The organism is Heyndrickxia sp. NPDC080065 (assembly GCF_050281185.1).
In the GTDB taxonomy this organism is placed as follows: Bacteria; Bacillota; Bacilli; order Bacillales; family Bacillaceae_C; genus Heyndrickxia.
The window spans coordinates 92,635-110,887 of sequence record NZ_JBNNWS010000005.1; the positions used below are offsets into that span (position 1 = coordinate 92,635).

General features: G+C 35.1%; 21 protein-coding genes. 1 reads left to right on the forward strand and 20 read right to left on the reverse strand.

Annotated elements, in window-relative coordinates; genetic code table 11:
* Positions 1-5: 5 nt before the first annotated feature.
* The 9 genes from panC to ACQKP0_RS07085 form a co-directional block, all read right to left on the reverse strand.
* Positions 6-854 (reverse strand): pantoate--beta-alanine ligase, encoded by an 849-nt coding sequence (panC, locus tag ACQKP0_RS07045; RefSeq protein ID WP_427405116.1) that lies wholly within the window; start codon positions 852-854, stop codon positions 6-8.
* 2 nt (positions 855-856) lie between these two features.
* A complete protein-coding gene (panB, locus tag ACQKP0_RS07050; protein WP_427405117.1) occupies positions 857-1,690 on the reverse strand; it encodes a 3-methyl-2-oxobutanoate hydroxymethyltransferase in 834 nt (277 codons plus the stop codon).
* A 343-nt stretch (positions 1,691-2,033) separates the two neighbouring features.
* Positions 2,034-3,017 carry a biotin--[acetyl-CoA-carboxylase] ligase gene (locus ACQKP0_RS07055; RefSeq protein ID WP_427405118.1) on the reverse strand — a complete coding sequence of 328 codons (984 nt, stop codon included), beginning with the start codon at positions 3,015-3,017 and terminating at the stop codon, positions 2,034-2,036.
* On the reverse strand, positions 2,987-4,195 hold the full coding sequence (locus ACQKP0_RS07060) for a CCA tRNA nucleotidyltransferase (RefSeq protein ID WP_427405119.1): 1,209 nt from the start codon (positions 4,193-4,195) through the stop codon (positions 2,987-2,989). The genes ACQKP0_RS07055 and ACQKP0_RS07060 overlap by 31 nt, the downstream gene beginning before the upstream one ends.
* Complete coding sequence (bshA, locus tag ACQKP0_RS07065; RefSeq protein WP_427405120.1) at positions 4,192-5,346, reverse strand: N-acetyl-alpha-D-glucosaminyl L-malate synthase BshA; 1,155 nt, start codon at positions 5,344-5,346, stop codon at positions 4,192-4,194. The genes ACQKP0_RS07060 and bshA overlap by 4 nt, the downstream gene beginning before the upstream one ends.
* Positions 5,343-6,047 carry a bacillithiol biosynthesis deacetylase BshB1 gene (gene bshB1 / locus ACQKP0_RS07070; protein ID WP_427405121.1) on the reverse strand — a complete coding sequence of 235 codons (705 nt, stop codon included), beginning with the start codon at positions 6,045-6,047 and terminating at the stop codon, positions 5,343-5,345. The genes bshA and bshB1 overlap by 4 nt, the downstream gene beginning before the upstream one ends.
* Positions 6,040-6,453 carry a methylglyoxal synthase gene (gene mgsA, locus ACQKP0_RS07075; RefSeq protein ID WP_427405122.1) on the reverse strand — a complete coding sequence of 138 codons (414 nt, stop codon included), beginning with the start codon at positions 6,451-6,453 and terminating at the stop codon, positions 6,040-6,042. Before mgsA ends, bshB1 begins: the two co-directional genes overlap by 8 nt.
* Before the next feature lie 16 nt (positions 6,454-6,469).
* Positions 6,470-7,273, reverse strand: coding sequence for a 4-hydroxy-tetrahydrodipicolinate reductase (gene dapB, locus ACQKP0_RS07080; RefSeq protein WP_427405123.1), 804 nt, complete (start codon positions 7,271-7,273; stop codon positions 6,470-6,472).
* A 201-nt stretch (positions 7,274-7,474) separates the two neighbouring features.
* A complete protein-coding gene (locus ACQKP0_RS07085) occupies positions 7,475-7,798 on the reverse strand; it encodes a nucleotide pyrophosphohydrolase (protein WP_427405323.1) in 324 nt (107 codons plus the stop codon).
* Between the two features lie 238 nt (positions 7,799-8,036).
* Here ACQKP0_RS07085 and ACQKP0_RS07090 point away from each other — a divergent pair, with 238 nt between their 5' ends.
* Positions 8,037-8,909 (forward strand): YitT family protein, encoded by an 873-nt coding sequence (locus ACQKP0_RS07090; protein ID WP_427405124.1) that lies wholly within the window; start codon positions 8,037-8,039, stop codon positions 8,907-8,909.
* 60 nt (positions 8,910-8,969) lie between these two features.
* Here ACQKP0_RS07090 and ACQKP0_RS07095 read toward each other — a convergent pair whose 3' ends face one another.
* The 11 genes from ACQKP0_RS07095 to aroA form a co-directional block, all read right to left on the reverse strand.
* Positions 8,970-9,653, reverse strand: coding sequence for a zinc metallopeptidase (locus ACQKP0_RS07095; protein WP_427405125.1), 684 nt, complete (start codon positions 9,651-9,653; stop codon positions 8,970-8,972).
* Positions 9,654-9,710: 57 nt separating this feature from the next.
* Entirely contained in the window at positions 9,711-10,496 is a 786-nt protein-coding gene (gene ypjB / locus ACQKP0_RS07100; protein ID WP_427405126.1) for a sporulation protein YpjB, read from the reverse strand.
* Positions 10,497-10,574: 78 nt separating this feature from the next.
* Positions 10,575-11,168: a DUF1405 domain-containing protein gene (locus ACQKP0_RS07105; RefSeq protein WP_427405127.1), complete on the reverse strand. Its 594-nt coding sequence runs from the start codon at positions 11,166-11,168 to the stop codon at positions 10,575-10,577.
* A 100-nt stretch (positions 11,169-11,268) separates the two neighbouring features.
* A complete protein-coding gene (locus ACQKP0_RS07110) occupies positions 11,269-12,039 on the reverse strand; it encodes a c-type cytochrome (RefSeq protein WP_427405128.1) in 771 nt (256 codons plus the stop codon).
* 58 nt (positions 12,040-12,097) lie between these two features.
* Entirely contained in the window at positions 12,098-12,772 is a 675-nt protein-coding gene (gene qcrB / locus ACQKP0_RS07115; RefSeq protein ID WP_427405129.1) for a menaquinol-cytochrome c reductase cytochrome b subunit, read from the reverse strand.
* A gap of 14 nt (positions 12,773-12,786) precedes the next feature.
* On the reverse strand, positions 12,787-13,296 hold the full coding sequence (locus tag ACQKP0_RS07120; RefSeq protein ID WP_427405130.1) for a ubiquinol-cytochrome c reductase iron-sulfur subunit: 510 nt from the start codon (positions 13,294-13,296) through the stop codon (positions 12,787-12,789).
* A gap of 153 nt (positions 13,297-13,449) precedes the next feature.
* The gene (locus tag ACQKP0_RS07125) at positions 13,450-13,911 is read right to left on the reverse strand and encodes a YpiF family protein (protein ID WP_427405131.1); all 462 of its coding nucleotides are present in this window, start codon (positions 13,909-13,911) and stop codon (positions 13,450-13,452) included.
* A 197-nt stretch (positions 13,912-14,108) separates the two neighbouring features.
* Complete coding sequence (locus ACQKP0_RS07130) at positions 14,109-14,648, reverse strand: ReoY family proteolytic degradation factor (protein ID WP_427405132.1); 540 nt, start codon at positions 14,646-14,648, stop codon at positions 14,109-14,111.
* 35 nt (positions 14,649-14,683) lie between these two features.
* On the reverse strand, positions 14,684-15,946 hold the full coding sequence (locus ACQKP0_RS07135) for a tetratricopeptide repeat protein (RefSeq protein ID WP_427405133.1): 1,263 nt from the start codon (positions 15,944-15,946) through the stop codon (positions 14,684-14,686).
* Between the two features lie 30 nt (positions 15,947-15,976).
* Entirely contained in the window at positions 15,977-16,864 is an 888-nt protein-coding gene (locus ACQKP0_RS07140; RefSeq protein ID WP_427405134.1) for a hypothetical protein, read from the reverse strand.
* Positions 16,865-16,933: 69 nt separating this feature from the next.
* A complete protein-coding gene (gene aroA / locus ACQKP0_RS07145) occupies positions 16,934-18,229 on the reverse strand; it encodes a 3-phosphoshikimate 1-carboxyvinyltransferase (RefSeq protein ID WP_427405135.1) in 1,296 nt (431 codons plus the stop codon).
* Positions 18,230-18,253: the final 24 nt, after the last annotated feature.

Consider the following 18,253-nt stretch of genomic DNA (forward strand, 5'->3'; position numbering starts at 1 on the left):
TTTTTCTACTCGATATCAAGTATGATATTATCAATTAATCTTGCCTTAGAAAACTTCACAGCTACTGCGATTATTATCTTGCCATTAATCGTTTCAAGTGGAATTAATGATGGATACGAATAAATCTCTACATAGTCAAGGGATCCATTAGTATTTTTTTCAATATGTTCTTTAATAAGATCAGCTACTTTTTCCACCATTCTTTCCCCGTCCGATATAGCATTTTTTGCTGATAAAAGGCTCTGATATAATTGTGATGCTTCCTTTCTTTCAGATTCTGTTAAATAGACATTTCTCGAGCTTTTGGCTAATCCATCATTTTCTCGAACTGTGGCGACAGGAATAAGTTCGATGGGAAAAAAGTAATCTTGAATGAGACCATCCACTACAGCTACTTGCTGAGCATCCTTCAGCCCAAAATAAACCCGATCAGGCAGGATAATATGAAATAATTTTGATAAGACAGTGACAACACCATCAAAATGTCCTTCACGACTTTTACCACAAAGAACATTAGCTCTTTTTACTACAGATAAATGATTCCCCATCTCTTCGGGGTACATTTCCGTGACGGAAGGAGCAAAAATATAGTCTACCCCTGCATTGGCTGCTAAGCTTTGGTCTCTTTCCAAATCTCTAGGATAGGTTTCAAAGTCTTCTGACGGACCAAATTGCATTGGATTCACAAAAATACTCATGATAGTTATATCATTTTGTTGTCTTGACTTATCAACGAGAGACATATGTCCTTCATGTAAATAGCCCATTGTAGGAACAAAACCAATCGTGTTTGAATTACTTTTAAGCTGTTTAATTATTTGAGTCATTTCCGTTCTTGTTGTAATCAATTTCATGTTTATTTTCCTCCGTATAATGTGGACAATTCTTCTTGTTTCATCGTAAAGGAATGTTTTTCTTCTGGAAATTGACTTGATTTCACTTCAAGAACATATTGCTTCAATCCTTTCACGATCATTTCATTTGAATCTCCATAGGTTTTTACAAATTTCGGAACACGATCTACCCCAAACTTAATAAGGTCGTGAAAGACTAATACTTGCCCATCAACATCCACACCCGCACCAATTCCAATGGTAGGAATTTGGAGACGTACAGTAACTTCTTTCGCTAATTGTTTTGGTACACATTCCAAAACAATCGCAAATGCACCTGCCTCCTCACATTTTATTGCATCCTCGATTAATTGATTGGCTGCTTCCGCTGTTTTTCCTTGGACTTTGTATCCTCCTAATACCCCAACTGTTTGAGGGGTTAAGCCTAGATGCGCCATAACAGGGATTCCAGAATCGGTAAGTGCTTTTATCATCGGAATAACATTTCCTGCTCCTTCCACCTTTACTGCATTTGCCCCTCCTTCTTGGATAAGCGATGCAGCTGCAGTCAATGTTGCTTCCCGGTTTAGATGATAAGTCATAAATGGCATATCTGTTACTATAAAAGTAGATTTTGCCCCTCGTTTTACAGCCTTAGAATGATGAACCATATCACTTATCGTAACAGGGACTGTAGATTCATATCCTAAAACAACCATTCCTAATGAATCACCAACTAGAACGATATCCACACCTGCCTGTTCTGCTAATTTTGCAGATGGAAAATCATATGCAGTCACCATTGCTATTTTTTCCTGTTCATCTTTCATTTTCAAAAAATCAGTCGTTTGTTTCATGCATATTCCTCCTTATAGAGTCAATAATTTGGCTTTTAGGAAAGTAGCTTGAAAACATGCGACCTTGCTTTTAAGGTGAGAGGTGGGGTCTTCGATTGGAAGCGAGTCAACCAATTTCAAGGTACAATTTTCCTCTCTTAGATATCTGAACGATTAAAAAAGAGTCCTTCCGCAAGGCAGAAGGACTCCTGTTTATTTATTTTCATTTCGACCCTCTGTCCCCGTCCAAAGTGGATCAAGGCAGAAACATATTCAATTAATAAATAATTTTAAGCAAGGTGCAGTTCCGATGGATACTACCCAAGAAAATTATATCAAAAAATATTCATTCAAACTATAATTTTTATGACTTAACCTCAATATCAGCAGAATAAATATCATGTATTACACCATTTGAATCTTGTATTTTTAATACACCTTCATCAGAGATACCGATTGCTCTGCCGGAAATAGATCCTGTTACCGTTCTTGCAATTATTTCTTTACCGATACTAATGGCATAACTCTCCCATAATATTTTTAAAGGAGCGAATCCCCGTTCCATATAGATCTCATAATATTTCTCCAAATTTGCTAATATATGTTGGATTAAGGTAGAGCGCGATAACTTATTCCCACTTTCAATGGCTAATGATGTAGCAATTGATCTTAATTCATCTGGAAAATCAGTTTCAGCCTGATTAACATTAATACCAATACCTATAATAATCGAATGAATTTTATCAGAATCCGCTTGTAGTTCGGTAAGTATTCCTGTTACCTTTTTTCCATTAATCAAAATATCATTTGGCCATTTAATTTCTGGAATAACACTTATAAGCTCCTCAATCGCTTGTACAACTGCAATAGCAGCAATTAAGGTGAATTGGGGTGCTTTTTGCGGTGGAAGCTTTGGACGTAAAACAAGACTCATCCAAACACCAGTGTATTTCGGAGAGTGCCACTGTCTTGTCAGTCTCCCTCTACCATTAGTTTGCTCCTCAGCTATCACCAATGTACCTTCTGGACAGCCTTCTTGTGACAATTGGTGAGCAACCTTTTGTGTCGAATCAGTAGATTCCAAATAATATATCATATTACCTAGTAAATTTGTATTTAAACCGAGACGAATCTCATTTTCTGTTACACGATCCATTGTAGAAACAATCCGATATCCTTTTTTCCGAACAGCTTCTAATTCAAAGCCTTCTTTACGAAGTTCTTCAATATGTTTCCAAACAGCCGTTCTTGAACATCCCAATATATCTGCTAAAGCTTGTCCAGATAGAAATTCCCCGCTCGCAGCTGTGAACGCTTCTAGTAATCGTTTTCTAGTTGGTGTTTGCATGTTTGGATCCACCTCTTTATCGACTCTTTTTCATTTTTTACTTCATTATGTAAAATCACCTTTTCAATATTCTCCATCATTTTTCTGATCCAAGGACCTCCAGGGCGCTGACACCATTCCATTAATTCTTCTCCAGAAACGGCAATGTCTTCTCGTTTTAGGATGGGCATCTTCAAAAATTCCTTTTCTATTTCCTCTTTAATACCATTAATTGATTTTTTCTCTAATGTTTTTACAATTGTTTCAACATCTAAAGAAATTTTCTTAGTCGCATAATATAGTGATAGTGTAGTCCATTCTTCCTTTAATCGTCTATGTAAAATATTTAGTGATTTCGTTAAATATTTTATTTTTTTTGATGGCAATTTCCAACCTCTTAATGACTCTTCCGGGTTATCTGAATTAGAAAGATATAGAAGAAGAAGCCACATTTGGTTCTCTGTTAAAAGGTCTATGTTCAATGTGACAAAATGACGTAGTAGATTGGGATGACCTTCAAGAATCGGTAAAAAACGCCACAATTCACATTGCAATAATAATGTCATTGCTTGTTTTTTATTCGGTCCACATATAAGCTTAGTGAATTCCGCTAAAAGTCTTTCTATTGAAATATATTGTAATAAGTGGGCATTTTCTTGAATTGCTTGTCTAGTATTAGGATGTAATGAAAAACCTAATTGACTTACAAAACGTAAGGCTCTCATCATTCTTAATGCATCCTCGGAAAAGCGGTCATTTGCTTTTCCGACTGTTTCAATCATATGATTTTGAATCGCAATACTTCCATTGAACGGATCGATAATTTCACCACTTTTGTTCATAGCAATTGCATTCATAGTGAAATCTCTTCTTTTTAAATCCTCATACAAAGACCGAATAAAATGGACTTGATCTGGACGACGATAATCAATATATTTAGATTCTGTGCGGAAAGTGGTCACTTCATAATTACTGCCTTTATACATTACTAGAATCGTTCCATGTTCAATTCCAATATCAACTGTCGAAGAAAAAATTTCTTTCATTTCTATTGGTGTTGCAGAAGTAGCAATATCCACATCATGAATCGGACGTTTTAATAAATAATCACGGACAGATCCTCCTACAAAATAGGCTTCGAATCCATGATTTTCTAATGCTTGAATAATGGGAATGGCGCTTTGGAATGGTTCCTTCATTCCATCCCCACCTTTTCTTTATGTGATAATACACGATCATAAATTTCCTCATATTGGTCAACAATTTTATTTGACATGAATCGCTCTATTACACTGTGGAAAGCATTTTCCGAGAACTGTTCGTGTAAGTTTTCATCCATTAAAAGATTTAATGCTTTATCAGCAATTGCCTCTATATCACCTAGTTCACAAATAAAACCATTTAAACCATCTGTTATTACTTCTGGAATTCCGCCAACATTCGTACCAATACAAGGAACTCCGCACGCCAATGCTTCTAAGGCAACTAAACCAAAGCTTTCTTTTTGCGAAAGTAAAAGCAATAAATCACTGATGGAATATAATTCTTCCAAATTATCTTGTTTTCCTAAAAATAATACATGCTCTTTTAAATTTAATTCTTGGACTAGACTACAAATAATTGTCATTTCTGGTCCATCTCCAACAAGGAGGAGTTTAGCTGGTATATACTCCTTTATTCTTGCAAACACTTTAACAACATCAGGAACCCTTTTTACACTTCGAAAATTAGAAACATGAATTAATATTTTTTCATGCGGTAAAATTCCATATTCAGATTTTAAATGTTCTGAGTCCATTTTTTTGTAAATTCTCTCATCAATAAAATTATAAACTGTGTCTATCATTTTTTGAGGTTGGATTAATTCCATTGTTTGCATAACTAACGCTTTTGAAACAGCAGTAACATAATCTGAATGTTCGATACCAAAACGAATCGCTTCTGTTAATGAAGGATCATTCCCCAAAACAGTAATATCGGTTCCGTGTAAAGTCGTCACAATTTTTACATCTGTGCCAGCCATTTGTTTTCCAAGTATTGCACAAACAGCATGTGGCATAGCGTAATGAACATGGAGGATATCTAATTTTTCTCTTTTAATTACCTCTGCCATTTTGCTTGCAAGTGCAATATCATAAGGTGGATATTGAAATACTGAGTATTGATTGACTTCAACCTGGTGGTAGTAAATATTATGATACATTTTATTTAAACGAAATGGCATGCTGGATGTAATAAAATGAATTTCATGGCCACGTTCTGCAAGTAATTTTCCTAATTCTGTAGCTATAACACCCGATCCGCCAACTGTAGGATAGCAGGTAATACCAATTTTCAACTTCTCACTCATACCCCTATCACATCCATATTTAATAATATCGGTTTTTTTGATTTAAAACCTTCGGCAAAAATCACACCTACTTCTTTGCCAAACATGCGCTCTCTCGCTTGAACACTTTCAATATACCCTTCAGTTAAAGGTGTTTTCACACCCTCATTTGTATTTACAAATTGGCTTTGATAGGCATTTAAGCTTTCAATTTTTTTATCCATATAGTTTGAAACATCGATAACAAAATCAGGCTGATGGAACCCGTTAATCATATAATGATATAAATTTCTTGGTTTATGTGGTTCTAATGATTTAGTTGTAAATTTTCGTATACCCGCTGAAAAAAATGCTTCCTCAACAAGTCTAGCACAATTTCCATGATCTGGATGCCTATCTTCATAATAAGGCGCGAAAACAATATTCGGTTTATATGTACGAATGATCTCAACGACCATTCGAATATTTTCATTATTTATGTATAAGCCTCGATCGGGAATAGTGAGTGATATTCGCTCTTTAACACCTAATATAGATGCTGCTTTCTTAGCCTCTTTTTTTCTATTTTCAACTGTACCATTTGATGATAGTTCTGCTTCGGTTAAATCACAGATAACAACGGATTTCCCTTCAGAAGTCCATTTTGCTATCGAGGCACCCATACCGATTTCAACATCATCAGCATGTGCCCCAATAGCAAGAATATCGATTGTATTATTCATCTTTTGTTTCACCCCTAGCAATACTGCGCCAATCTAAATCACCTTTTTCTAATCCTCGTATAAGGACCTCAGCCGTACCCATATTCGTTGCAAGTGGTACGGAATATACATCACAAAGTCGCATTAACGCAGAAACATCTGGTTCATGTGGCTGAGCTGTTAGAGGATCTCTAAAAAAAATCACCATATCTAGCTTATTTTTCGCAATGAGGGCACCGATTTCCTGATCCCCTCCATATGGTCCAGATTGAAAGCGAACAACAGGTAATTTTGTTGCCTCTGTAATTCTTTTTCCAGTCGTACCTGTAGCATATAATTGATGATGTCCAAAAATATTGCGGTAAGCAGTTACAAAACGAATCATATCATCTTTCTTTTTATCGTGTGCAATTAATGCGATTTCCATTTAACCACCCCATAGATTATTCTATAATATTCTCTAATCCATAAATTAATGTACTTAAGTTCATAACCGTTTCAATGGACAACTTTACTCCAGACATAAATGATGCTCGATTATAGGAATCGTGGCGAATAGTTAATGTTTGTCCATCTGCTCCAAATAGAACTTGTTGATGTGCTATTAATCCTGGCAAACGAACACTGTGGATATGCATTCCATCTATATTAGCGCCCCGTGCCCCTTGCATCGTTTCCTTCTCGTTCGGATGACCTTGTTCTTTTGTTTCTCTTACATCTGATATCATTTCCGCCGTTTTAACAGCAGTGCCTGAAGGTGCATCTAATTTTTTGTCATGATGTAGCTCAATTATTTCGATATCATTGAAATATTTAGCTGCCATTTGGGAAAATTTCATCATTAATACTGCTCCTATAGCAAAATTGGGAGCAATTATACATCCAATTTCTTTTTCCTCTGCTATTTTCTTTAATTCCTGTAGCTGTTCTTGAGTGAAGCCTGTGGTGCCAACTACTGGTCTTACTCCATATTGAAGCGCGGTTTTTGTATGGAAATATCCAAATTCAGGTGTAGTTAAGTCAACAAAAACATCTGCTTTTGATTTTTGTAGACATTCTTCAATATTAGAGTAGATAGGGATGTTCGTATATTTATGAAAATCCTCAATTTCGTTTAGCATTTGGCCATCATGTTTATGGTCTAGAACACTCACTAATTCAAAGTTATTAATAGAATTTACCATTTTCACTGCTTCTTTTCCCATTCTTCCACGAGGACCTGCAATAATGACTTTCAATTTATTCATAGAAGTTAATCTCCTTACATTTTACTTTTAGGCTGTTTTCGCATAGATTGTTGCTTTTCGTATATATCTCCAATTCTAAAAAAATAGGCTTCGTGCTCTTTTCATCATCCCATACTCATTATGAATGTAGTAAATAACTGTAAAAATCCTACTGCCGATTTTTACTTTGTTACAGAAAGCAACAATGTTTCAGAAAAGAGCCTACTTTTTTGTCCAACGATCTTTATCTCGAGTGTTAAATTTATGCATAACTCTCTCATGTGCTTCTTGAAGATCTATGTTTAATGAATTTGCCAAACAAATTAGTACAAACTGTAAATCTCCTAATTCTTCCTCAATCGTTTTTTCTTCTTCTGAAGATTTCTTAGGTTTTTCTCCATAGTAATGATTGATTTCTCTTGCTAATTCTCCCAGTTCTTCAGTTAATCGTGCAACCATGGCAAGTGGACTGAAATAACCTTCTTTAAATTGACTAATATAGTTATCTACATCTTGCTGCATTTCTTTTATTGTTTTATTATCCAATTCACTTAACACCTCGCTTATTCTCTCTTCATGTTAGCTAAATCTGCAGGTATTTACAAATATTTTTGATCATTCACCTATCTAAACAACTCAGTTTTTTTTATTATCCAACCATTGCTAGTTCGTATTCAATTCTATTATAATTAGAACGTTGTGCATAATTGGATTATTTATATATATCTACTTAAATCTTCATATATTGGACAATCTATACTCATAAGGACAGGAGGAAGCAGCAATGTTTAATGGATTAAAGATTAGAAATATTTTATTTATTTTATTAGGTTCTGCTATTTTTTCATTCGGTATAGTTCATTTTAATATACAAAATCATTTAGCTGAGGGCGGATTTACCGGCATTAATTTGCTTCTATATGCTCTTTTTCATATAGACCCTTCATACTCTAACTTAGTATTAAACATCCCACTTTTTTTCATCGGATGGAAATTACTCGGAAGAAGAGCATTCATTTATACAATTATAGGTACTGTTGCAACTTCAGTCTTTTTATGGATATTTCAAAGGAAGCACTTTAATATTCCTCTTGAAAATGATATGTTTCTTGCTGCACTATTCGCAGGTATTTTCATCGGGATCGGATTGGGAATAATCTTTCGTTACGGAGGAACAACCGGTGGAGTTGATATTATTGCCCGCCTCTTTTATAAATATAAAGGGCTTGCGATGGGAAGAACAATGTTCATTTTTGATGCATGTGTAATCATTTTATCGCTTTTAACCTATTTAGATTATCGTGAAGCGATGTATACCTTAGTTGCAGTTTTTGTTGGGGCAAGGGTAATTGATTTTATGCAGGAAGGCTCGTATACAGCAAGGGGTGCATTAATTATTTCACCAAAGCATGAGGAAATCGCCGATCTGATTATGAATGATATGGATCGTGGTGTTACTGTCTTACGCGGCCATGGTTCATATACAAAAGAAGATAAAGACGTCCTTTATTGTGTCGTTGGCAAAAATGAAATTGTCCGATTAAAGGGATTAATACATTCTGTCGATCCTCATGCATTCGTTTCTGTAACGATTGTCCATGATGTATTAGGAGAAGGATTTACTCTTGATGAGAATAAGAAGCCAATTGAAATATAATGTGAGACATTATTATATATGAAAAAAGGAAGGCTATCATAAGATTGCCTTCCTTTTATATTACGATTCATCCCTTGAAATATTTGTAAATACCAGTATCATACGTAATAATTCAATTACAGCAACTGCAGCAGCAGCTACATATGTTAATGCCGCGGCATTTAATACTTTTCTAGCATCATGTTCTTCACTATTATTGATTATTCCTAATGTCACGACTTGATCCAAAGCTCTGGACGAAGCATTAAATTCTACTGGTAATGTTACCAATTGAAATAATACACCTGCGGACATTAAAATGATACCAATCAACAGCATATTAGGAATATGCGAAAACATTCCAATAAGGATAAAAATCCAAGAAAGATTAGAGCCAATATTCGCAACTGGTACTAAAGAGTGACGGAATCTCAATGGACCATAGTTTTCTTTATCCTGAATCGCGTGTCCAACTTCATGAGCAGCAACAGCTGCACCTGCAACAGATTGTCCATGATAATTTGAAGAGGATAAATGAACTGTTTTCGTCATTGGATTATAGTGATCACTTAAAAAACCGCTGTGTTCAACTACTTTTACATTATATAATCCGTTATCGTCTAAAATTTTTCTTGCTACTTCTGCACCGTTCATCCCTGCAGTAGTTGGAACCTTTGCATACTTATTAAATGTACCCTTTACTTTCATTTGGGCCCAAATAGGAATTAGCGCTATGATGATATAGTAAATGATAAATGATCCCATTTTAACCTCCACATCTCGAGTTATTTAATTATATTTTATTCGATTCATGTGTGAGGGTCAATCATTATGCTCTTTCTGCTTTGTATGCGTCTCACCTTTATACTTTCTCCAGCCTACATAGGATAATGTAAGAATAATGATACTTCCCGTTGTAATAATTACCCACCAAATGGAGGGATCTGTCTCATCCTCTGATATATGATCAAACACATTTTGTAAATCAGCTTCCAACATATCTAATTGGATAAATTGTGTATCATCTTCCATAATTTTCTCACGGTATTTATCAATAAAAGTAATTTCAGCATCAAGTCTTTGTATTTTTGCTACAGGAATATCTATTTTTAAGCTAGGCTCAATTAATGAATATCTAGTTAAAAAAGAATTAAGTTTCATTTGATAGACATCTAAGTCTTTCGCTTTAACCGCTTCCTTTATTTGCGAGAAAGCTGACATAATCGGCTCTTGTAATTCGGTCCATAGCGGCTGGTAGTGTGAATGCATAGCATCTACAGCCAAACGAAGCTTTGTTACTTTATTAATTTTTTCTTCTGGCAGCTTATTAATTTCTGACAAAGCCCTCTTTGCTTCATTTTGAGCTGTTAATAATATTTTTATTTCATCCATAGAAAATATTAGTGTATCTGTTGCTGCTTCCGAAAACTCCTCCTGAAATTGTTCTAGTATTTTTTCCGCGTCTACAAAGCGACCAAGCTTTGTTAATTGAAGTGCTGTATCTGCCAGCTTGTCCAAATTTTCTATAGTGGTAGGTGATTTAGCTGATACATGAATATTTGAAAGAAAAACTAAAGAGCATAGAAGGATAAATATTTTTTTCTTCATTCTTGTCCCCCCTCAAACTACTACTAAAGTGTATGATAGGTTGGACAAGAGTAGACCATAAACTTATTCTAAAAGAGTTTATTTAATAGTTAGTTTTATACTATTCTTTCTAACGGAACAATAATATGCTATTGCAAGAGATGCAATACTTAACCAAAAGGTAAAATAGCCAATTTCACGAACATACATTTCTAATCCACCGTATTTCGGATATTGCATGAATACATAATCAATTACAACATCGTGCAATGTCCAAATGGCAACGAAAATTAAATGCTTTAGCTTTATTCGATAAAATGGTGAATATAGAATTCCTTCTATTGCCATTGCTGCATGAGAAATAATTAACATATATCCTTCCCACGGCAAATCGCCAGTAACAATTAGCGTTAAAATGTTCATAACTACAGCCCAAATACCATATTTAAAAAGGGTGACTATCGCTAATGCTTCAAATATTGGCCAGTTCTTTTTTAATAAAAATGCAAGCAAAACAATGGTGAAAAATAAACTAGCAGTCGGGCTATCAGGAACAAACGGAAGAAATTGAACAGGTGTAACTACCAATTGCGGCTTGTACCAGATATACCCATATATTGAGCCTACAAGATTAATGATAAATAACAAAAGTAAAAACTTTCTATCTGCTAGAATTGGATAGATAAATTTCATGCATTCCCCCACTTTCGACTTTAGTCCCCTATTATCAAACTATTCAATCAAATGATTTCGAAAGAAAAGCTGGCAATATGCCAGCTTTTTTTATTTATGATTATTTAGCTTTTAAGCTTGAAATAAACTCAGAAAGTTTCTTCAATTCATCAGGAGTACCTTTGAATTGATCCTTCGGCATATTTCCTATACCGTGCTGAGCAATTTTTGCTACTTCATCCGCGCTTAACCCTGTACCAATTAATGATGGTGCAGCAGGACCGCCTGAAAGATTATCACCATGACATGTTATACATGTTTGCTTGGAAATAACCTTATATCCATCTGACTCCTTATCAATATCTACAGAAGCAACAATCTTGCCTTGCTCTGCAGCTTTTTTCCAGTCATGATGTGCTGCAGCTTCCCATGTTAAATAGAAAACAGCCGCAATTGATAATAACATAAATCCCGTTGCTAATGGACGTTTTAATGGACGTCGATGTGGTCCACGATCAATAAATGGAGCTAGAAGTAAACCAATGAATGCTATACCTGGAAGAACCAATCCGATAACATTGTACGGTCCTGACGCATATGAATATTTCAGCATTTGATAAAGGAATAAGAAATACCAGTCAGGCATTGGGATATAACCCGCATCTGTCGGATCGGCAATACGCTCTAGTGGTGCTGGATGTGCTGCTGTTAAACATAAAAAGCCAACTAGGAAAACAGCACCAACCATCCATTCTTTCAATAGAAAGTTTGGCCAAAAGGCTTCTGTTTTACCAGGGTACTCAGAATAATCTTTAGGGCCCATTGGTTTACGTACAGAAGGATCAAGAATACGTGAATCCCCTACAAATTTCATCCCTTTTCCACGATGCATTACGTCCCCCTCCTTCTTTTTAAAGAGTTATAAATCAGTTATTATTGCAAATTAAATTTTATAGTGGACCCGAAATACCTTGTTTACGGATCATTAAGAAATGGGCCGCCATTAATCCTAATAATACAGCTGGCAGGAAGAACACATGAATCGCAAAGAAACGTGTTAATGTTTGTGCACCAACTATATCAGGATGTCCGGAAAGTAGTGTCTTAACATAAGGCCCGATTAATGGAACAGAATCAGCGATTTGCAAACTAACTTTTGTTGCAAATAACGCTTTCATATCCCAAGGCAACAAATAACCTGTTAAACCTAATCCAAGCATTACAAATAAAATAAGAACACCGACGATCCAGTTTAATTCACGCGGCTTTTTGTATGCTCCTTGGAAGAAAACACGCAGAGTATGTAAGAAAATCATAACAATTACTAGACTTGCTCCCCAATGGTGCATACCACGAACAATTTGCCCGAATGCTACTTCATTTTGAAGATAGTAAACAGATTCCCAAGCATTTTTGATATCTGGCACATAATACATCGTTAAAAACATACCAGAAAGGATTTGGATTACCGTTATGAAAAAGGTTAATCCACCAAAACAGTAAACAAATGCTGAAAAATGATGGGCAGGGTTTACATGTTCAGGTACTTCATGATCAGCGATATCTCGCCATAAAGGCGTAATATCTAAGCGCTCATCCACCCAATCATAGATTTTGTTAAGCAATGATTACGCCTCCTTTACTTCACAAATGGATTTTCTTTCGGTTTTCCTAAGTACAAGTAACCATCTTTCACTTTTGTTGGATATGCGTCCAAAGGTTTTGACGGTGGTGTACCAGGAATGTTTTTGCCATTGATTTCATAGCGTCCACCATGACAAGGACAATAGAATTGATCTGGATGCTGCTTGTTTTCTCCCCATGTAACGTTACAACCTAAGTGTTTACAAACAGGTGAAAGCGCTACAATTTCGCCTTTCGCATCCTTATAAACCCAAGCAGTTTGTGTAACGTCTGACTTATACCATGCATCGACTTGCTCATAAGTAAATTCAACACGAACAGGTTCATTGGTCAAGTCAGCAACCTTTTGTTTCGTCGCATGAAATTCTCCAGCACCTCTATGCTGCAGAACTGGATCTACTGCAAAACGAACCATTGGCATTAATATTCCGGCTGCCATAAACCCACCTACACCCGTAAGCGTGTAGCTAAGGAATTGGCGTCTTGTTACAGGATTCTTGCTCATCCTTTTCCCCCCTCTAACAGTAAGGTAAGTCCAATGGACAAATTTATAATCGCACAAATACAAACTAGGACATAACCATGATATATCAATAATTTAACAAGGTCAATATGTGTCTAGTTTAAAAACATGTCAACAATGTGACGAATATCCGAATTATTTTATAGTTTGCCATTGTTGAACAATAATATTTATTAATTGCTTCACTTGATCCTCTAAAATGGAATGTTTATACTGTTCGTCCATATGTTCAAGCGGTACGGAAGGGAGCCATATCACTTGCTTTGCTATCTCCCCTTGCTCTCTCCAAATACTATCAGATGTTAAATAAAAGATATGAGTAAACCCACTTTCTTTTAATTTCACCTCCCAGGATTGGAGCATGTCCATTTTTTGTTCATTGCTAATACTAGTCAAATACGTTAAAGCTGGGAAGAGCATCATCCTACCTTTAAATTGTCTTTCAAGATGCATTGATAATAAATCAATGAATTCACCTTGTGAAGCCGCCTGTTTCATTTCCGTACCAAATGATATCGGTAGTAAGGGAACAACAGCAGTATCAATGAATTGTTGTTCTTTTAAATAAACTTCAACATCTTTTCCATTCCAGTTCATATAAACACTCCTACTCATATTATTTCGAATATATATACATAACATGCAAAAAAGAAAAAACATCTTTCTTAATTTAAATGATTGCCACTTTTATTATAAAGAAAGAGACTTATCTTAACAATCAAAAGGAATCGAAATGATCCAAGCACCTTGACAACAAAAAGCCCCCTTGCATATGCAAGAGGAGAACTTGTTCGCTATAATTGTTTAAGCTGTTCTGTTAAACGTTTAAAAGTAATAACATCGTGATTATCAAGTGCTTCATCGATTTCACGTAACAACTTTTCCCTTTTAAAACTTGTAATACTTTGTTGGAGAAATTTTTCCGCGATCACTCGATCCTCATCATTGATACGTAACAATTTAGGCATGTATGGGTTTTCTTCTAAGACCGCTGCATATTGGTATGATATGTTTGCAGCCTTGAAATTTAATTGAATATAAATATCATCTTCCCGATTTAATCGAATATCATGAAACGACTTTTCAGCATCTGTTGTCATAATATTTTCTTTGTAAAATCGGAATGGTACATTATCAACACAATGTGTCGACATAATTAATCCCCGAGGACAAAATTGAGCTTCTTCAACAAAATGCACTTTTTCCATTAGTTGATCATGACTCATTAAATAGTTCAATATCCAGACTGATTCTCTTCTTTTTAATTGATAATGATTCAAGAACCAGCGTATAAAATCTTTCTTCTCGTTGACAGATACAGGGGTGGCAGCCAATGAAATCCCTCCTGTCGCATAATGAAAATATGCTTTTAATTATCTTCCAAACGCTCTAAAAGTGATATCCATTCTTCGTTTAACGGATCTTCATGTGATAGTAATCGGAAAATAGATAATGCTTCTGCCCGATTACCCTCCTCAATTAAAAAGTAGCCATAAGCTGATAAAAATTCGATGTTATTCTTTAAATCATTATATGCTTGCTGATAATGTTTTAATGCATCTTGATATTGTTCAAGATTTTGGAAAGCAATAGCAGCGTCCCAATGTAATTGCGGATCGATGTCACCTTCTTTTTCCATTTGTAATATGATTTCTATCACATCCTCATATCGTTTTTGGTGAAGAAGTAGCTTATTTAAAGTTAATGCCGCATCTAGATAACCTGGGTCTAACACTAGAGCATTTCGAAAATAATGCTCTGCAAGCTCTTCATTTGCCATTTTTAGAGCTATTTTCCCACCGAATTGGAATAATTCCTTATTAAACTCATCTACAGCAATACCTGATTTTACTGCCTCTAAGGCGAGACCTAGATCCTCTTCACTTTCGTAACACTTCCCTAAATATAAATATAAAGAGTGATACTCCGGATCCAACTCGCTTAATTGTAGAAATAATTCGATAGCCTTCTTATAAAATCCTGCTTTATATGCAGTGAAAGCATATCCAAATAATGTATTAATCTCGATATTTTCTTCTAATGCTTGCTCAAAATATGGAAGAGCTTCTTCAAATTTTCCAGCAGAACTTAATACTTCCCCTAAACGACTATTAATATTGACTCCAGCAAAAGTATCCTCGCCAGTGGTAAGTAAGGCTTCGTAAAGTTTGATAGCTTCTGCATTTCTCCCAAGAGAAGCATATAATTCAGCTAGAGCAAAGTCAATTATCGGTTCATCTTGTAATATTTCTTTCGCTTGTAGTAATTTGTTTTCACTGACTTCCACTAAACCTTGCATTTGATATAGATCGGCTAAAATCAGTAAAGCGCGAGGAAATTCCGGATCTGATTCATGTATTGAATCTAAATAATTTATCGCTTCTTCCTCATTATCCATTTCAACTAATACTTCAGCCAAAGAAACTTTTATTTCTCCCTCATTTGGGTACAAGCTTAATAATAACTCATATAATTCTTTTGCTTCATTTAAAAATCCTAATTGCAATAATTCCTCTGCAAGTATATATTTTTCTTCATCATTACCCGATACTTTAACTTTTGATAGCACTTCAGCCGCTTTCTCCATACTACCATCTTCTAAAAAATGAATCATTTGCTGTATATTATTCATAACAATATATCTCCTCTAAAAACGAAAAATTTACACAAAAAGGGAAGTTCCGTTAATAACAATTTCTTCCCCAAATCCAGGACGAAATTTTGTTGTATTTAAAGTAGTCGTCACTCTTCCTTTGTGCACCATTATAGCTAATCTATCATTATCATAATGAATCCCCTTTTGTTCAGCAACTTTCTTGTTTTTAAAATAGAGATTATAATTTATTTCTCCCCCAATATGCAAATCTCCTCTTTTCGGATATAGTCCAAATTTCTTTAAATTTTTTACACTTATTGGCGTTTTTTTAGGCATTTCATCGGATAAACTCGGAATTTTTTCATAACCCAAAATATCGTTCCATTTTTTTAAAATCGCTTTTTTCTTAGAATGATCATTTACTAAGTAGATAGGAACAAGGATAGGATTGTATGGAAACATTGCTTCACGAATCCATCCCCATGGGATTTGGCTAAGTGAAGATTCATCATGGATTTCACAAAAGATAATTGCAATTTTTCCCTTTTTACATTTCCTAATAATATTTGTTGATAGCTTCTCAAGTGGAAGTTTAACAGCTAAAACATAATCAACCGGACTATTTAATAATGATACCCTTTTTTTATGAAGTTCTTGATCAAATTTCCATTCATTTTGAATGGTAAATGGTGTAATAATTGTATGACAGCCTTTTAATAGAAAATTAGTTGTGAAGTATTTTTTTTGAATTTGAAATGTGGAAACGGGGATGTCTGAATCCAGCATGACATGTGTAGGAGTCATAATAAAGGATGAAACATTCATTCTCATGAGGGCTGTTTTCACAAAGTCTGTTTTTATAGAATGAATCGTATTATTTTTTATAAAGAGTGATTGTTTCTTAACATTTTGTTCTTCCTCAAAAAATATATCTGCTTTATCAATAATATACATCATTTCTCCTCCATCTTACATAGTATATAGACAAGCTTATGCCATGATGGAGAAGAAAATGACCATTGATTATTTACTAATTAATCGATCTAAGTCTTCAAAGAATGTAGGATAGGAAACCTTTACTGCATCCGATCCTTCTAAATAAACTTCCTTTTCACAAACTAAAGCAGCAATACTTAACATCATTCCGATACGGTGATCACCATAACTACTTACAGTCCCGCCCTTTAATGGTGTTTTTCCATAAATGATCATTCCGTCCCGTGTTGCTTCAATATTTGCTCCTAGTGTGTTTAGTTCTTTTACAACTGTGTCAATTCGATTTGTTTCTTTTACCTTTAATTCTTCGGCATTTTTAATTACTGTCTTCCCTTCCGCTTGTGTAGCTAAAAGAGCGATAATAGGTATTTCGTCAATTAAACGAGGAATTAATTCTCCACCGATTTCAATACCTTTTAATTGTGATGTGCTGACAGTAATTGTCCCGTTCGGTTCACTGCTCTGACTAATTTTATTAGGGTCTATTTGAATATCTGCACCCATTTGTTGCATAACACTAATAATACCTGTCCTTGTTGGGTTTAACCCAACATTATCTAGAATGATTTCACTATCGTTTATTATGGCAGCAGCCACCATGAAAAAAGCAGCTGAAGAAATATCACCAGGTACATGAACTTCTGTTGCCTGAAAATTTTGTGGTCCTATTATTTTTATTGTATTTTGCTCAGTAGATAACTGACCGCCAAACTGTTTTATCATTCTCTCTGTATGATCTCTAGAGGAAAGAGGCTCAATAATTGTCGTTTCGCCTTCAATTTGTAAGCCAGCTAACAATAATGATGATTTTACCTGTGCACTAGCCACAGGCATCTGATAATTTATAGGATGCAATTGTCCTCCTTGAATGGATATTGGGGTATAATTAGCATCATCCCTACCATGTATGACCGCACCCATATCTTTAAGCGGCTGGGTAACACGTTTCATTGGCCTTGTTGCAATTGAGTCATCACCAATGATAACTGTATGAAAGGATCTTCCTGCTAGCAGTCCAAGTATAAGACGAGCTGTTGTACCAGAATTCCCAACATCAAGTATTTCAATAGGCTCACGTAAACCGTTAAACCCATTGCCATATATTTTTATCTCATCCTCTATTTCCTCAATTTTCACTCCGAGTTTTCGGAAACAATCGATTGTACTCCTACAGTCTGCTCCATTTAAAAAGTTTCTTACAGTTGTAGTTCCTTTCGCAATAGCACCAAACATTATGGCACGATGCGAAATCGATTTATCACCAGGTACTGAGATATTTCCTTTTAAAGAACTTTTTGTAGATTGGAGTTGGACTAGATTCATCAAATCACCTTCTTTTTGTTGTCT